This is a genomic window from Pseudomonas sp. FG86 (assembly GCF_057808775.1).
Genome location: NZ_JBMDIS010000021.1, coordinates 1 through 13111, shown reverse-complemented (window position 1 = coordinate 13111; position 13111 = coordinate 1). Strand labels below are relative to the sequence as shown.

Here is a 13111-nt window from a genome sequence, read left to right as displayed (position 1 = left end):
TTAACAGGATTCACCCCATGAACTTCAAAGCTCTTCCCCTCGTCCTTAGCATTGCTTGCGCGGCAGGGGCCACCACGGCATTCGCGGAAACAACTACGCCGAAGCCGTCTGATGCATCTCATAAAGTGGGTTTGCAGGAAATTCGTAACGCCACCGTAAAAATCTCCTACGGCGGCACCACCTTCCTGATCGACCCGATGCTTGCCAAGAAGGGAGCGTATCCAGGATTTGAAAATACCTATCGGAGCAACCTTCGCAATCCATTGGTTGATCTGACCGAGTCGCCCGAAAAAGTGATCTCTGGTGTTGACGCCGTCATCGTCACTCATACGCATCTTGACCACTGGGACGATGCCGCACAAAAAGCACTGCCGAAAGACATCCCTCTGTTCACGCAGCATGAGGACGATGCGAAGTTAATTCGCTCCCAAGGTTTCAGGAATGTGCGCGTACTGACTGACGAAGCTGAATTCGGCGGCGTCAAAATCACCAAGACCGGTGGTCAGCATGGCACCGACGAAATGTATGCAGTACCCGCTTTAGCGAAGCCTCTTGGCGAAGCAATGGGCGTCGTTTTTCAAGCTACAGGCTACAAGACCCTTTATCTAGCCGGTGACACTGTCTGGCGTAAAGAGGTCGACCAGACCATTGAGAAATATCATCCCGAAGTCATCGTACTGAATGCTGGGAAAGCAATGATGACCGGCTATACGGGATCGATCATCATGGGCGAGGAAGACGTTTTACGCGCCTCAAAGGCTGCGAAGGACGCGAAAATCGTCGCAGTGCACATGGATGCAATTAACCACATGTCCCTGAGTCGTGAAGAGCTGCGCACATACGTCAAGAAGCAAGGTATCGAGAGCCGGGTCGATATTCCGGAAGACGGCGCTTCACTGGAGTTCTGACTCAAACCTTTTAGGTTCGGAATAAGGCAGGTGCTCTACCTGCCGACCTGAGCCTTCACCACCAATCCCTATGCTCGGATAATTTGACCGGAGATCGTTCATGAAACGTGGCCTTGTAGTAGTTGATCTGCAAAACGAATACCTGCCCACTGGCAAGCTGCCTTTGACCGGCATCGACACCGCTGTCGAGAATGCTATCCGGGTGATCAGCCACTCCCGTGATAAGGGATTTCCTGTTTTCCACATACGACATGAGTCCGCTGAAGGTGCTCCGATCTTTGCAAAGGGATCCACTGGTGCGGAAATTCAACCAGATGTAGCTCCACAAGGTAATGAACCTGTAATCGTAAAAAAACACATCAACGCCTTCAGGGAAACTGATCTGAAGCAGCAGTTGGAAGCCGCTGATGTTCAGGAAATCGTAGTCATAGGCGCGATGAGCCACATGTGCATCGACGCAGTAGTACGTGCGGCGGTGGATATGGGTTATCCGGTTACTGTGCTGCACGATGCCTGCGCCACTTTGGATCTCACATTTGGTGGTGTAAACGTTCCAGCCGCTCATGCACATGCAACGATGATGGCAGCCTTTGAGTTCGGCTATGCCACCGTCAAATCGGTGGACGAGTACCTGTCGGTCTAACCGCGCAACGACTTAACTTTGCGGGGCCCCATGGGGCCATCGCTTTCATCATCAACGCACTAGCAATTTGGTGGTTTAGATTTACTTAACTTGACGGCGTAATAATTGGCTGAAGCATCGACAGAGCCAGGGCCACTTAAAATCAGTGGCCCTGGGTTCGGGAAGCTTTCACAGCTTTAGTGCCTTGTCCGCCGCGATGCCACCGGGGGTGAGCACCCCCGAATCCATCCAGACTTCAGAAGTCTTCCTTTTCTTCCCGGATGTCGACCTCGCCCATAGCCCCCAAATAGATCTTTCGACAGGGCAACTCGGTGATGAATCCGATTTCGAAAAGCATCCTGGGGATATCCCTAAACATGCTCGACACCTCCCATTTCTCAGTGAACGGCTTCATTGTCTCTGCAACGAATGAGTCTAGGTCGAAGTCCTGCGTTGCGACAAATGGCCCTGCGCGGGCGTACCCTTCGAAAATGCCGGATGATATGCAGATGACTTCTCCGGCCTTCACGATCATAACCCCACCTTATGATTGTTCATGGGGCTTCATGGCCAGGATAAACACGACCATTACTGCAACACTTGCGGGGTGAAATGGCGCATCCCCTGTGAAAGCCGCAGAAACTCCCGCAAGCTCGCACGCCCATTGCCGCGCTGAAACGTCGCGATTACGTACCGCGAGTTCACGGTTGTCAGTACCCAAAAACGGCCCTCGCGCTCCGCTTTAATCACGTCAGAAGTGCGGATCAAGTGCCCGTCGCCAAACCGCCCATACCGGTCTTTACGCTTGTGACCAAACACGACACCTAATCCAGCACGAGCCTTTATGGATACTCCGCAGAGATAGGCTGTTATCGGTTTGTCGAAGCCTTGCGCTTGTGCTTTTAGGATTCGTGCGAGATCGAAATCTGTATGTCGTTTTCCATGATAATCCACATCCAAAGTATTCAGCATAATTGTGCTCCTTTCGCAGCCCGTATGGGGTTACCAGGAAATCCGCACGAAACCATCTGCCCTGATATCGTGCGGGACTCTTGGAAAATTTCAGGCTGTACGAATCATGTTCACGTGATAGATCGGACGGACGTTGTTCAGTGCATCGCTGCTGAAGCCAGGTTGGTGAGAGCTGTGGTATTTGGAGCCGGTCTCCACCTCCAGCAGGCACACAACACACTCGTTTTGGTCTTCACCAAGCGTCACTTTGGTCAGTTTCTCCATTCGCCAAACTCCCGTGCCATTCATGTGGGCAGGTGTGACTACTTGCACCTCTGTGATGATCGTCTCAGCGTCTTGGGAAATCAGGAGTTGCTGAAGTCGAGGTTCGCTGTCGACCATCAGAACCGCCTCTGAAATTCGGCCCTTGGTCTTGGCCTGGACGGTTACGTGATACCAGTGATTACGAAGCACTTTGGATACCTGATGCCATTGGTACTGACCCTCACCGAACATGCCTGGTAGGCCCAGCATGTCGGCGTCGTGTGTTCTAAACATCGTATGTCCTTGGCCTGAAGGGGCTCCGATATAGAGCGCAGGTTAGAAGAGGGAGAAAACGTCTTTCAGGCTTGCGAGCTGTTCATGACCAGGGCCAATCAATACGTAAACAGAGTTTCTGGTCTCGAACGCAATACCGTCGTGGAGACCGGTGCACATGCTTGAACGAACCCAATCGCCGCGTTCGAAACGGCCTTGGCTGTCCTCGGCCACGTTGTGAGCAAACAGGATCATCGGGAGCTGGCCCGCTGCATGACATTTGAAGAGTTCGTCGCGGGTGACTTCAATGCGAAATATTGTCCAGTCGCGGACTAGGCAGTAAGGCTTTTTAGGAAAGCGTTCGACTGCTAAAGCTCGAGCTGCAGAGGTGCTCGACAGGCCCTCAAGTGGTGTCCGTGGCGCATTCATGAAGTCGGGTTCTTCGACGCTAGCCATAGGGCTTCCTTTCATTAATAACCGGGAAATTGACAATTCAATCCCGCTTGTTGTCGCTCGCACTCGAGCAGATGGCTCCCGCAAGCAAGGTGCTTAGCTCCGCTTACGGATGTATATGCATCGAAAAGCAGGCCTCAAAAACGCTGATGGCACCGTAATACGGATCATAGCCCGTGTTATGGTGCATCGCAATATGGCCTTATCCTCGATTTGCGTGGGGAAATGTCATGGAGGCCGCAGAAGCCCTAGCTGTAGTGGTGCGAGCACTGCGTAGAAAAAAAGGTCTTACGCAAGAAAACCTGATCACTATTGACCGTTCCTATTGGGGCCGAATTGAGCGTGGGGAGGTGAACATCACGATTGATGTGCTCATTCGTCTCGCAGCGCTGCTTGAGGTTGAGCCGGCCTCATTGATTCTCATGGCGACGTGTCTACAGTCCAACGAGCCGCTTAGGGAGGGGCTGAAGCGTTTGAATAAGCAACTAAATAGGATAAAAAAGGACAGCGTAGATATTGAGATGGAGTCGTTGGTAAGTGCAGGGAAGCTTCCTCCTGGTCGACCGGCGCGATCCGGAGCAGCGCAGAAAGCCGCAGAGGCAAATCGCCTGAACAGTGAGGGAGTGTCAGTGACTGAGATATCGGAAGCGTTGGGTCTGTCTAAAACTACTATTCGTAGGTATTTGACCAGCAAGTCCGAACAGGCCTGATTTTTGAATGACCAGCACCAGGCTGAAGATGCCTCAGGAAGGTATGCTGTGGAAGACAGCTTTAGCTCACCTTGGCCTCTTAGGACTTCATCACCCTTTCTTCAGATCGCTTTCGGTGAACATGCTAGCGATGATACGGGCGTCAAGAAGAGCGTGATGCGGAAGCGGAACCCCGTCACTTGTGGCATCCAGAGTGGTGCCGTCAGTGGGGTAATTCCGGACGTTCCTTGGCCATTTACCATCGTCATATGCGAGTTCGCAGAAAAGCTCCCAGTCGTACTGTGGAGCGTCTGTGACAATCTCCAGAACTTCGTCGAACGAGGCTAGGAAATCGAGCAGTGCACTTCTTGCCCCGATAGTAGGTTGTGCATTGCCACCGCCCCATAGCTGCGGAAGAACGATCTCTACGACGAAGTCGCTGCAATCTTCCTCTCGCCATGTGTCGACCAATTCCACGTAGAATTCGCGTCCATCCTCAGCTACCAGTGCGAGTGATATCAGCTTCGCTGTGGCTGAGAGCCGGGTAAACTCGCAATCAAGAAAGAGCCTCATGTTGGAACTCCGTTATGACTAGGGCTCGCCTGGATATGGCGCAGGAGGGTCAGTTATGGGAGATGGCCCTCGAGCATCTCGGCTCAGACGGACTCCTCCAAGCGGTCATAGAAATGTGGAGCCGCGCCGGGTGCCCGTCCAGACCAGTCGTTGAGCATCTATCCCACGACAAGGTTAGCCAAGAAGTCTTGAATATACTGAAAATTGCCCAGGAACGAGTCGGTGCCTTCGTACCGGGTCGAATTCGGGCTGCAGGCACAGTCACCTTATACGCTCGTCACGCCAGCAGCTTGGTTGATGGGCTCATCACATTGCTACCAAAGGCGCAGCTTTCGCGTGCCCTGCGAGGCTCATGTATTGAAATCGAACTGGGGATTTAACGTCCAAGCAGTTTCCCGATGGACGCCGGTCAGCAGCAATCCTTGTAGAATTTTACCAGTGAAGTGCCACCCCTTTGAGATGCTCTATGAACTCTGAATTAACCGAAGAAGAAATGCGTCGTGCCCTTTTTGGTACGCCTCAGCCAAAGGAGCAAGTTTCTACTCCGCTAGTGCTGGAGCCTGTGCCAGAGATCGTTTTCACGAAGCCCGCAGAGGCTCCACTAGCCAAGAAGAAAGTGACGAAGGCGTTTACGCCCAGGCTGCGGGTCACGCTCCGGGTTGGGAACGAGTTTGAGGGGAAAATGACCGAGTTGATTCACGAGGCTGATACGTTGAGCTCGTTGCTTGCGGAGCAGGAGGCCGTGAGGGCTGCAAGGAAGAAGTACAAATATGTTGAGGTCGTATCAGTCAGATCGATGTAGAGGCCTAGCTGAACTACTCAGGCGAATGGTGGCGCTCATAACATCTTCACATTTCGACCATGTCCAAGGCTGATCTAAAAAGGGTAATGTTCAGCTTTCGAATCAGGGACGACTTGCATGGCTTTGAAAATCCGTACGGCGACGGTAGCAGACGCTGTAGCCATCCAGCGCATTTACGCCCCCATCGTTTCGACAACGGCCATCTCGTTCGAAGAGATTCCGCCAAGCGCTGAGGAAATCGCTCAGCGAATAGCGACAACGCTTTTGACATATCCCTACTTGGTGGCCGAAGAAGGTGGGGAGATCAAGGGCTATGCCTACGCAAGCCAGCATCGCGCTCGTCCGGCCTACCGATGGGCTGTGGACGTGACGGTGTATATAGCCGAGTCGGCTCGCCGGCAGGGCGTTGGCCGTGAACTCTATGAAACCTTGCTTCCGATTCTCGAAAAGCAGAGGTTTCGCGCAGCTTACGCCGGAATTGCGCAGCCCAATGAAGGAAGTGTCGGTCTGCACGAGTCGCTAGGATTCGTACACATTGGGACGTATCCAGAAGTGGGCTTCAAGCTTGGAAAATGGCACGACGTCGGTTACTGGAGGCTTGGGCTGTGTCAGGCAACCCCTCCGTTGGAACCCATTCTTTTCCCCAAGCTTGAGGTTGCATCGCAGTAGGTTCACTCGCTGTGCGTTGTGACTATCAGACTTCGGCAGTGAGGTGGCCTTGCAGCTGCTTGAGCACAGCTCGGGCAACGGTCATCCTGTGGAAGTGACTAACCTTGCGCTTTTTTCAGCCCTTTCAATCGCACGTTCGCTCTTTGCACAGCTGCCATTTTTTCAGGCCGCTTCATGCGTTTCCACTTTCTAATGTCTTCCTTGCTGCGCCCGCAACTCACACAGAGATCACCACTTAGCTGGCAAGTCGAGATACAGGGATTTTCGATTTCTTTAGCCATTGTCAGTCCCCTTTAGTCGCGCCTGATTGAGCAAGGCGATTTTTCCAGTTGCCACCATGCGTGCGCTGGCACTCCTCCTCAGAGTCAAAGCAGACATAGCGGTCTGAAAGGTTCAGATCGATGTCGGCCTCGTTCAACGCGATAGAGGTCAACTCAACAATGCGCGCCTTCGCTATAGCCTGGGCGAGCTTCTTGTCAGCCAGTGTTTCGAACACCCAGACTACCTTGAGGGTTTCACTCAACGCATTCAGGTCGGCGGTGTGAGTGAGCCACGTAAATCCTTCGATCTCCCCTTTTGCTGTTTCGCACGCTTCGGTGAGGGTAGTAATTAATCGACGTTCGATACGCGCAAGCTCACGTTTCCCTAGTGGCATTAGGAGTTCCTATGAAGTCGAGGTTGGGGAGCCGGTGAATCAAACTAATCGAAACTCGACCGTAAGGTGGCTGACTTCGTGGACAGGCTTCAGTCGTTCACGAATGCTTTCAGCGTTCAAAGTGGATTCGCCGAGGACGCTGACAATAGCCGCATGCGCCTCTGGCCCGACCCGCCAGACATGCAGGTCTGTAATGGTTGCATCACCCGGCTTCTCAACCAGCTCGCGGATTTCATCTGCAACGTGCTCATCAGTTTGATCCAGCAGTACAGCCGAGGTGACGCCCATCAAACTCCATGCCCAACGCGCAATAACTATGGCACCCACAATGCCCATTACCGGATCCAGCCACACCCATCCGAGATACCGGCCAGCGAGCAGTGCTGCAATTGCCAGGACGGAGGTCAGAGCGTCCGCTATCACATGGACGTAAGCTGATTTCAGGTTGTTATCGCCGTGCCCATGATGATCATGATCGTGCCCATGACTGTGACCGTGGCCAAGCAGAAGCGCGCTCACAATGTTTACGATCAAACCCACAATCGCAATGAGCGTAGCGGTTCCGAATTGAACCTCCGTCGGCTGCAAAAGACGCATGACCGACTCTACGGCGATTACCAAGGACACCATGCCGAGAATGAGCGCCGATGCAAATCCACCCAGGTCTCCAACCTTGCCCGTACCGAAGCTATAACGACTGCTGGAGGCGTGGCGTTTTGCGTAACTGTACGCAACTGCAGCGATGCCCAAAGCGCCTGCATGGGTTGCCATGTGAAAGCCGTCGGCGAGTAGAGCCATCGAGCCAGTGATATAGCCGGCGACGATTTCGCCGACCATCATCACCACCGTTAGCGCCACAACCCAAAGGGTACGTTTGGCATTTTCTTCGTGTGCTGACCCGAGGAACACATGGTCATGTACGTGATTAATTTCGATGTTGTGGCTGCTGCTCATGAGCATGTACCTAGATTTTTCACTTGGAATAGCGGCGAATGGCTTCAAGAAGCTCTTCGACACCCTTGTTGCGCTCTTCATCGCTAAGCGTTGGGCTCGCTACATGCTCTCTGGCGTGATCCTCAATAATTTCGTCCATCAATCCGTTGATAGCTCCACGTGTGGCAGCTACGAGATGCAATGTTTTCGCGCAATCGGCATCCGATTCCAGTGCACGCTCAACGGCTTGGATTTGCCCCGCGATGCGTTTCACGCGCTTGAGAAGATCGTCTTTGTTTGAAGCTATATGGCCCATGGGAGAACCCCCTTTGACTGTGCATACGCGCATCATAGGTATACCCCCTATACCTATGTAAGCGCCGTTTGACGGAAAGCTCATAAACAGCTATTTGCCGAAACTGGCTTCAGATAGGAGGAAGGGCGAAACAGGATGATCAGGACTCTGCTATTGGCCGCTCTTTGCTATGATGTTGACAAAGCGAGCAGGTCAAACGAGATGCAATTGCTGGTTAGGTCGAATGCAGACGGTGGCCAAGTGGAGTGCGAATGGGACTCCAAGGCCACGTACTTCGGGTGGGATCAAACCCTGTTGCCATTCTCATCAATGACGACTTGTCCGTCTTCCTTGACGAAACTGCCGCTCTGCTCCTGAGGCAGAAGGTCGAGAACGGCCTCTGACGGGCGACACAAGCGTGTGCCCAACGGCGTCACGACGATGGGGCGATTGATCAGGATAGGATGAGCCATCATGGCATCGATGAGCTGCTCGTCAGTCAGCGATGCATCGCCCAATCCCAGCTCCTCGTACGGAGTGCCTTTGATACGCAAAAGAGCCTGCACTCCGATACCCATATCCCCAATGAGTCTGACAAGTGTGGTGCGATCAGGCGGGGTCTTCAGATACTCGATAACCGTCGGTTCTTCCCCGCTGTTACGGATCAACTCCAAGGTGTTGCGAGAGGTGCCGCATTCGGGGTTGTGGTAGATCGTGATCTGGCTCATATCGCTTCCTCGTACTGACGTTAGATGGAGCGCTGGTTGACGCGTTTGGAAAGCTCTTCGGCGGACTCTTTACGCTCGGAGTACCGATCAACCAAATAATCCTGGCGATCCCGCAACAGTAGGGTGAACTTCATCAGCTCTTCCATCACGTCCACGAGACGGTCGTAGTACGAGGACGGCTTCATACGACCTGCCTCGTCGAACTCGGTAAATGCCTTGGCAACCGAAGATTGGTTTGGGATGGTGAACATCCGCATCCATCGGCCCAGTACGCGCAGCTGATTAACCACGTTGAAAGATTGAGAGCCACCGCAGACCTGCATCACTGCAAGGGTCTTTCCTTGCGTAGGTCGTACAGCACCTATCGCCAGCGGAACCCAGTCAATTTGGGCTTTGAATACTGCACTCATAGAACCGTGACGCTCAGGGGAGCACCACACCTGCCCCTCAGACCATTGCATCAGCTCGCGCAGCTCAGCGACCTTGGGATGTGTATCGGCAGCGTCATCCGGAAGCGGCAGACCCGATGGGTCAAAGATCTTGGTTTCAGCGCCAAACTCATTCAGCAGGCGTGCCGCCTCTTGCGTGACTAACCGGCTGAATGAGCGCTCTCGCGTTGATCCATACAGCAGAAGAATGCGAGGTTTATGGAGCGAAGGCGTGCGAGGCGACAGTTGCTCCAGCGACGGAATGTCGATCAGGTCGGCGTGTACGTTCGGCAATGTGTCTTGCATATAAACTCCTACGGCGGCGCCTGGTTGGGTGCCGCCTCGGTTGATCTTTAAAGCGAACCGATGCGGTTCAGTTCAGCTTTCAACTGTTCAGCGCTGATGGTCTTCAGTGGCAGCGCAAGAAATGCGCTCACGCGCTCGTGAATTTTGGCGAGTGTGGTTTCAAAAGCTGCGGTGATCTCGGCTTCCGAACCGCTAGCGTCAGACGGGTCGGCCAGACCCCAATGCGCCTTCAAAGCTGGCCCAAAGAAGATTGGGCATGCCTCACCCGCTGCCCGGTCACAGACAGTGATCACGATGTCTGGAGGTGAGCCTTCAAAAGCATCCGAAGCCTTGCTGCTCAAGCCCGCCGTAGAGATACCCGCCGCCTCCAGCGTTTGCAATGCCCGTTGATTCACCCGGCCACTGGGAAAGCTTCCTGAGCTGACGGCTTCTACACCCTCGGGCGCCAAGTGGTTGAAAAGCGCTTCGGACAGAATGCTGCGGCAGCTGTTGTGGGTGCACATGAACAAGACTTTCATCAGACGATTCCTTGATTCAAAAACTGAGGCGCAGTGCCAGGGCGGACAATGTGGCGACGAGGATGGGCACGGTCAGCACGATCCCGGTCTTGAAGTAGTAACCCCAGCTGATCGTTATATTTTTCCGGGCGAGCACGTGCAGCCACAACAGAGTTGCCAAGCTCCCAATTGGGGTGATCTTCGGGCCCAGGTCGCAGCCGATGATGTTGGCGTAAACCATCGCTTGCTGGACAACACCATCGACTTCGGCGGCATGAATGGATAAGGCGCCTACCAAAACGGTGGGCATGTTGTTCATGATCGAAGACAGCAACGCTGTTAGCAGCCCTGTACCAAGGGACGCGCCCCAAACGCCATAACCGGCGAACACGTTCAGGATCTGCGCGATGTGGTCGGTCAGGCCGGCGTTCTTCAGGCCATAAACAACCAGGTACATACCCAAAGAAAAAATCACCACCTGCCATGGCGCCTCTTTGAGCACCTTGCTTGTGTTGATGGCGTGACCACGAGCCGCGATGACGTAAAGAATGAATGCACAGACCGCTGCAATGGCGCTGATTGGCACCCCCAATGGCTCAATGACAAAGAAGCCGATCAGCAGTAGTGCCAGCACCCACCAACCGGCTACAAAAGTGGCCCGGTCGTGGATTGCCTCGTCCGGATTGTCCAGTTGGTTGAGGTCATAGGTCTTTGGTAAATCTTTGCGGAAAAACCACAGCAGCATGGCTAACGTCGCCGCCACGCTGACGATGTTTACCGGCACCATGATCGAAGCATATTCGTTGAAGCCGATATCGAAGTAGTCGGCAGAAACGATGTTGACCAGGTTGGAAACCACCAGCGGTAAGCTCGCCGTATCGGCGATAAAACCGGCTGCCATAACGAATGCCAACGTAGCAGCAGGAGAAAAACGCAGCGCCAGCAACATCGCGATCACAATGGGTGTGAGGATCAATGCTGCTCCGTCATTGGCGAACAGGGCCGACACCGCTGCGCCCAGCAGGACGATAAATGCGAACAGCTTGCGGGTGCTCCCGCCTCCCCATCGGGCGACATGCAGCGCAGCCCATTTGAAGAAGCCTGCCTCATCAAGCAACAGACTAATAATAATGACCGCGATGAACGTTCCGGTAGCGTTCCAGACTATGCGCCAAACCTCCGGTATGTCGGCAAGGGTAACGACACCTGCCAGCAACGCCACGATGGCACCGAACATCGCACTCCAGCCCACCCCCAGCCCCTTGGGCTGCCAGATGACAAGGACGATGGTGGCGATAAAGATCAATACGGCAATCAGCATTTCATTAATCCGGTTGGGCGTGAATCAGCTACACACGGCTTGGTTGATCGGACGGTCGTTCATGCCGCAGAGGCGCTTAGCCTCGGTTTCCAGCCATTGCTGATTGGCGTCTACCACTTCCTTCAAAACTGCAGTCACCCACGCGGGCAAATCAGGATTCAGTCGGTAGTACACCCATTGGCCTTGGCGACGATCCAACAACAAACCGGCAGAGCGCAGCAGCGCCAAATGACGAGAAATCTTCGGCTGACTCAGGTCGAGTGCTGCCGTTAGCTCGCATACACACAGCTCACCTTCACTCACGACAAGCAGCGAAATTTTTGCTCGGGTGTCATCCGCCAGGCACTTGAATAAGGTGGTGGGGTTCAAGGGTTCTGTCATAGATCCTCCAGGTGTTTGGTCTTGACCAAAACGAAGAGCTTGATGCGCTCGTGGATGTCGTGGAGCGAGTGGCGAAATGCGCCAGGATCATCGCTAGTTACTGGGTCAGGAAAATCCCATGCAATGACTTCACCTGCGCCGGGCATTGGTAGGCACTCGCTTGCGGATTTATCACAAAGAGTGATTACGTAATCGAATCGATCAGCTTGAAATTCGCTGAGGGACTTGCTGCGCAGGCCCGTTGCGTCTACTCCAACTGCCTCCAATGCCTGAGTCGTGCGCGGATCAACCTCAGACGGTTCAGATCCTGCGCTGAAGGCCTCGAAGCGCGGGTCGGTGTGCCGCAGCAAAGCCTCTGCAAGCAGGGAGCGGGCTGAGTTGGCAGCGCACACGAAAAGCACTTTGATAGCAGGGCTCATGGTTAAACTCGATGCATATGGAAAATCGAATATACGCTTTGGCGAATATTTGGTAAAGCGAGTATGATGGCTGCTGCTTCGGCTTGAGCCGTGACAGTTCCTACAAAGCGGCACCAAGGAGATAAGGGGATGGGCAAGGAGATGATGATCCAGGCAACGAAAATAGCCGGAGGGCAGTCGCAGCGATTTCGCGATGCGCTGAAATCTGCTGACCTTCCAGCAGACGATATTGATCTTCCAGGCCGAACCTTTTTTGAGTTCTCACGGAATGGTGAGACTGTTGGATGGGGAGGGTTTGAAACGCATGGGACAGATGGATTGCTGCGCTCCATGGTCGTAGAGCCGGCGTACAGATCGAAAGGGGTTGGGGCTGAGGTGCTTCGAGTCATTGAAGCAATAGGCGCCGAGCAGGGAATCGCTCGTTTTCATTTGCTGACAACAACTGCATCAGGCTTTTTTGAGCTGCAGGGCTATGCAGCAAACCAACGAGGCTCTGCGCCGCTTCTGATTTCTCAGACGGAGCAGTTCAGGAGGCTTTGCCCTGGCTCGGCTTGCTACATGTGCAAAGCATTATCTGCGAATGCACGAAAGTAGCTGATCACCTTGGTGATGGCTTTTAGCCTCGATGCCAGCTAGATTTGGAGCTTCCTACGATCAAGGATGGATATGAAAAAGCTCATCGCAGTAATGGGGATCTGTGTCGCACTTGGCGGTTGCGCTACGTCCCACTACACCGCAGGGCGAGACTTTCCGTCGGCCAGTGTAGCGAGCATCACCAAAGGTAAAACGACGACTACTGAGTTGAAGTCGCTGTTTGGTGAGCCCTACGCTAAGAGCGCAGTCAGCGAGACTGACGAGAAGTGGATCTACACCTACACCAATGGCTCAGTGCGTATTTCGCTCATCGTGACCGGTCATTTCGCTAACAACGTGACCGGTTTCTC

At 53.7% G+C, this 13111-nt stretch carries 21 protein-coding genes and 1 pseudogene; 7 read left to right on the top strand and 15 right to left on the bottom strand.

Annotated elements, in window-relative coordinates; translation table 11 throughout:
- Nucleotides 1-17: 17 nt before the first annotated feature.
- Complete coding sequence (locus tag ACODSV_RS15685; protein ID WP_034139978.1) at nt 18-908, top strand: MBL fold metallo-hydrolase; 891 nt, start codon at nt 18-20, stop codon at nt 906-908.
- A gap of 100 nt (nt 909-1008) precedes the next feature.
- Nucleotides 1009-1551, top strand: coding sequence for a cysteine hydrolase family protein (locus tag ACODSV_RS15680; protein ID WP_034139977.1), 543 nt, complete (start codon nt 1009-1011; stop codon nt 1549-1551).
- A gap of 235 nt (nt 1552-1786) precedes the next feature.
- Here the strand turns inward: ACODSV_RS15680 and ACODSV_RS15675 are convergent, their stop codons facing one another.
- The 4 genes from ACODSV_RS15675 to ACODSV_RS15660 all read right to left on the bottom strand — a co-directional run bounded on the left by ACODSV_RS15675 (nt 1787) and on the right by ACODSV_RS15660 (nt 3474).
- The gene (locus ACODSV_RS15675) at nt 1787-2065 is read right to left on the bottom strand and encodes a hypothetical protein (RefSeq protein ID WP_038443841.1); all 279 of its coding nucleotides are present in this window, start codon (nt 2063-2065) and stop codon (nt 1787-1789) included.
- Between the two features lie 53 nt (nt 2066-2118).
- Complete coding sequence (locus tag ACODSV_RS15670) at nt 2119-2502, bottom strand: hypothetical protein (protein WP_038443843.1); 384 nt, start codon at nt 2500-2502, stop codon at nt 2119-2121.
- A 90-nt stretch (nt 2503-2592) separates the two neighbouring features.
- Nucleotides 2593-3039 (bottom strand): hypothetical protein, encoded by a 447-nt coding sequence (locus ACODSV_RS15665; protein WP_038443846.1) that lies wholly within the window; start codon nt 3037-3039, stop codon nt 2593-2595.
- Nucleotides 3040-3081: 42 nt separating this feature from the next.
- A complete protein-coding gene (locus tag ACODSV_RS15660) occupies nt 3082-3474 on the bottom strand; it encodes a DUF6957 family protein (RefSeq protein WP_051903165.1) in 393 nt (130 codons plus the stop codon).
- Nucleotides 3475-3701: 227 nt separating this feature from the next.
- Here ACODSV_RS15660 and ACODSV_RS15655 point away from each other — a divergent pair, with 227 nt between their 5' ends.
- A complete protein-coding gene (locus tag ACODSV_RS15655) occupies nt 3702-4181 on the top strand; it encodes a helix-turn-helix domain-containing protein (protein WP_050499464.1) in 480 nt (159 codons plus the stop codon).
- 90 nt (nt 4182-4271) lie between these two features.
- On the opposite strand, the gene ACODSV_RS15650 is transcribed toward ACODSV_RS15655, so the two are convergent.
- Complete coding sequence (locus ACODSV_RS15650) at nt 4272-4733, bottom strand: 3'-5' exonuclease family protein (protein WP_038443848.1); 462 nt, start codon at nt 4731-4733, stop codon at nt 4272-4274.
- Between the two features lie 466 nt (nt 4734-5199).
- Between ACODSV_RS15650 and ACODSV_RS15645 the strand changes: the two genes are divergently transcribed.
- Both ACODSV_RS15645 and ACODSV_RS15640 read left to right on the top strand, forming a co-directional pair.
- Complete coding sequence (locus ACODSV_RS15645) at nt 5200-5535, top strand: hypothetical protein (protein ID WP_038443850.1); 336 nt, start codon at nt 5200-5202, stop codon at nt 5533-5535.
- Nucleotides 5536-5652: 117 nt separating this feature from the next.
- On the top strand, nt 5653-6204 hold the full coding sequence (locus ACODSV_RS15640; protein ID WP_038443853.1) for an arsinothricin resistance N-acetyltransferase ArsN1 family B: 552 nt from the start codon (nt 5653-5655) through the stop codon (nt 6202-6204).
- 98 nt (nt 6205-6302) lie between these two features.
- Here ACODSV_RS15640 and ACODSV_RS15635 read toward each other — a convergent pair whose 3' ends face one another.
- The 10 genes from ACODSV_RS15635 to ACODSV_RS15590 all read right to left on the bottom strand — a co-directional run bounded on the left by ACODSV_RS15635 (nt 6303) and on the right by ACODSV_RS15590 (nt 12167).
- Nucleotides 6303-6485, bottom strand: a complete 183-nt coding sequence (locus tag ACODSV_RS15635; protein WP_080727717.1) for a DUF1289 domain-containing protein — start codon at nt 6483-6485, stop codon at nt 6303-6305.
- 2 nt (nt 6486-6487) lie between these two features.
- Nucleotides 6488-6859 (bottom strand): hypothetical protein, encoded by a 372-nt coding sequence (locus tag ACODSV_RS15630; RefSeq protein WP_038443854.1) that lies wholly within the window; start codon nt 6857-6859, stop codon nt 6488-6490.
- A gap of 39 nt (nt 6860-6898) precedes the next feature.
- Nucleotides 6899-7813 carry a CDF family Co(II)/Ni(II) efflux transporter DmeF gene (gene dmeF / locus ACODSV_RS15625; RefSeq protein ID WP_038443855.1) on the bottom strand — a complete coding sequence of 305 codons (915 nt, stop codon included), beginning with the start codon at nt 7811-7813 and terminating at the stop codon, nt 6899-6901.
- Nucleotides 7814-7832: 19 nt separating this feature from the next.
- Nucleotides 7833-8108: a metal/formaldehyde-sensitive transcriptional repressor gene (locus ACODSV_RS15620; RefSeq protein ID WP_080725266.1), complete on the bottom strand. Its 276-nt coding sequence runs from the start codon at nt 8106-8108 to the stop codon at nt 7833-7835.
- Nucleotides 8109-8392: 284 nt separating this feature from the next.
- Complete coding sequence (arsC, locus tag ACODSV_RS15615; RefSeq protein ID WP_038443859.1) at nt 8393-8815, bottom strand: arsenate reductase (glutaredoxin); 423 nt, start codon at nt 8813-8815, stop codon at nt 8393-8395.
- Nucleotides 8816-8835: 20 nt separating this feature from the next.
- Complete coding sequence (gene arsH, locus ACODSV_RS15610) at nt 8836-9549, bottom strand: arsenical resistance protein ArsH (RefSeq protein ID WP_038443860.1); 714 nt, start codon at nt 9547-9549, stop codon at nt 8836-8838.
- Nucleotides 9550-9596: 47 nt separating this feature from the next.
- On the bottom strand, nt 9597-10067 hold the full coding sequence (locus ACODSV_RS15605; protein ID WP_003395039.1) for an arsenate reductase ArsC: 471 nt from the start codon (nt 10065-10067) through the stop codon (nt 9597-9599).
- A 16-nt stretch (nt 10068-10083) separates the two neighbouring features.
- Nucleotides 10084-11367, bottom strand: coding sequence for an arsenic transporter (locus ACODSV_RS15600; RefSeq protein ID WP_007247284.1), 1284 nt, complete (start codon nt 11365-11367; stop codon nt 10084-10086).
- Nucleotides 11368-11391: 24 nt separating this feature from the next.
- The gene (locus ACODSV_RS15595; protein WP_032894886.1) at nt 11392-11748 is read right to left on the bottom strand and encodes a metalloregulator ArsR/SmtB family transcription factor; all 357 of its coding nucleotides are present in this window, start codon (nt 11746-11748) and stop codon (nt 11392-11394) included.
- Nucleotides 11745-12167 (bottom strand): arsenate reductase ArsC, encoded by a 423-nt coding sequence (locus ACODSV_RS15590; protein WP_038443865.1) that lies wholly within the window; start codon nt 12165-12167, stop codon nt 11745-11747. Before ACODSV_RS15590 ends, ACODSV_RS15595 begins: the two co-directional genes overlap by 4 nt.
- A gap of 129 nt (nt 12168-12296) precedes the next feature.
- Between ACODSV_RS15590 and arsN2 the strand changes: the two genes are divergently transcribed.
- The gene (gene arsN2 / locus ACODSV_RS15585) at nt 12297-12761 is read left to right on the top strand and encodes an arsenic resistance N-acetyltransferase ArsN2 (RefSeq protein WP_038443867.1); all 465 of its coding nucleotides are present in this window, start codon (nt 12297-12299) and stop codon (nt 12759-12761) included.
- A gap of 72 nt (nt 12762-12833) precedes the next feature.
- Nucleotides 12834-13111, top strand: a pseudogene (locus ACODSV_RS15580) (hypothetical protein); the annotation flags it as partial.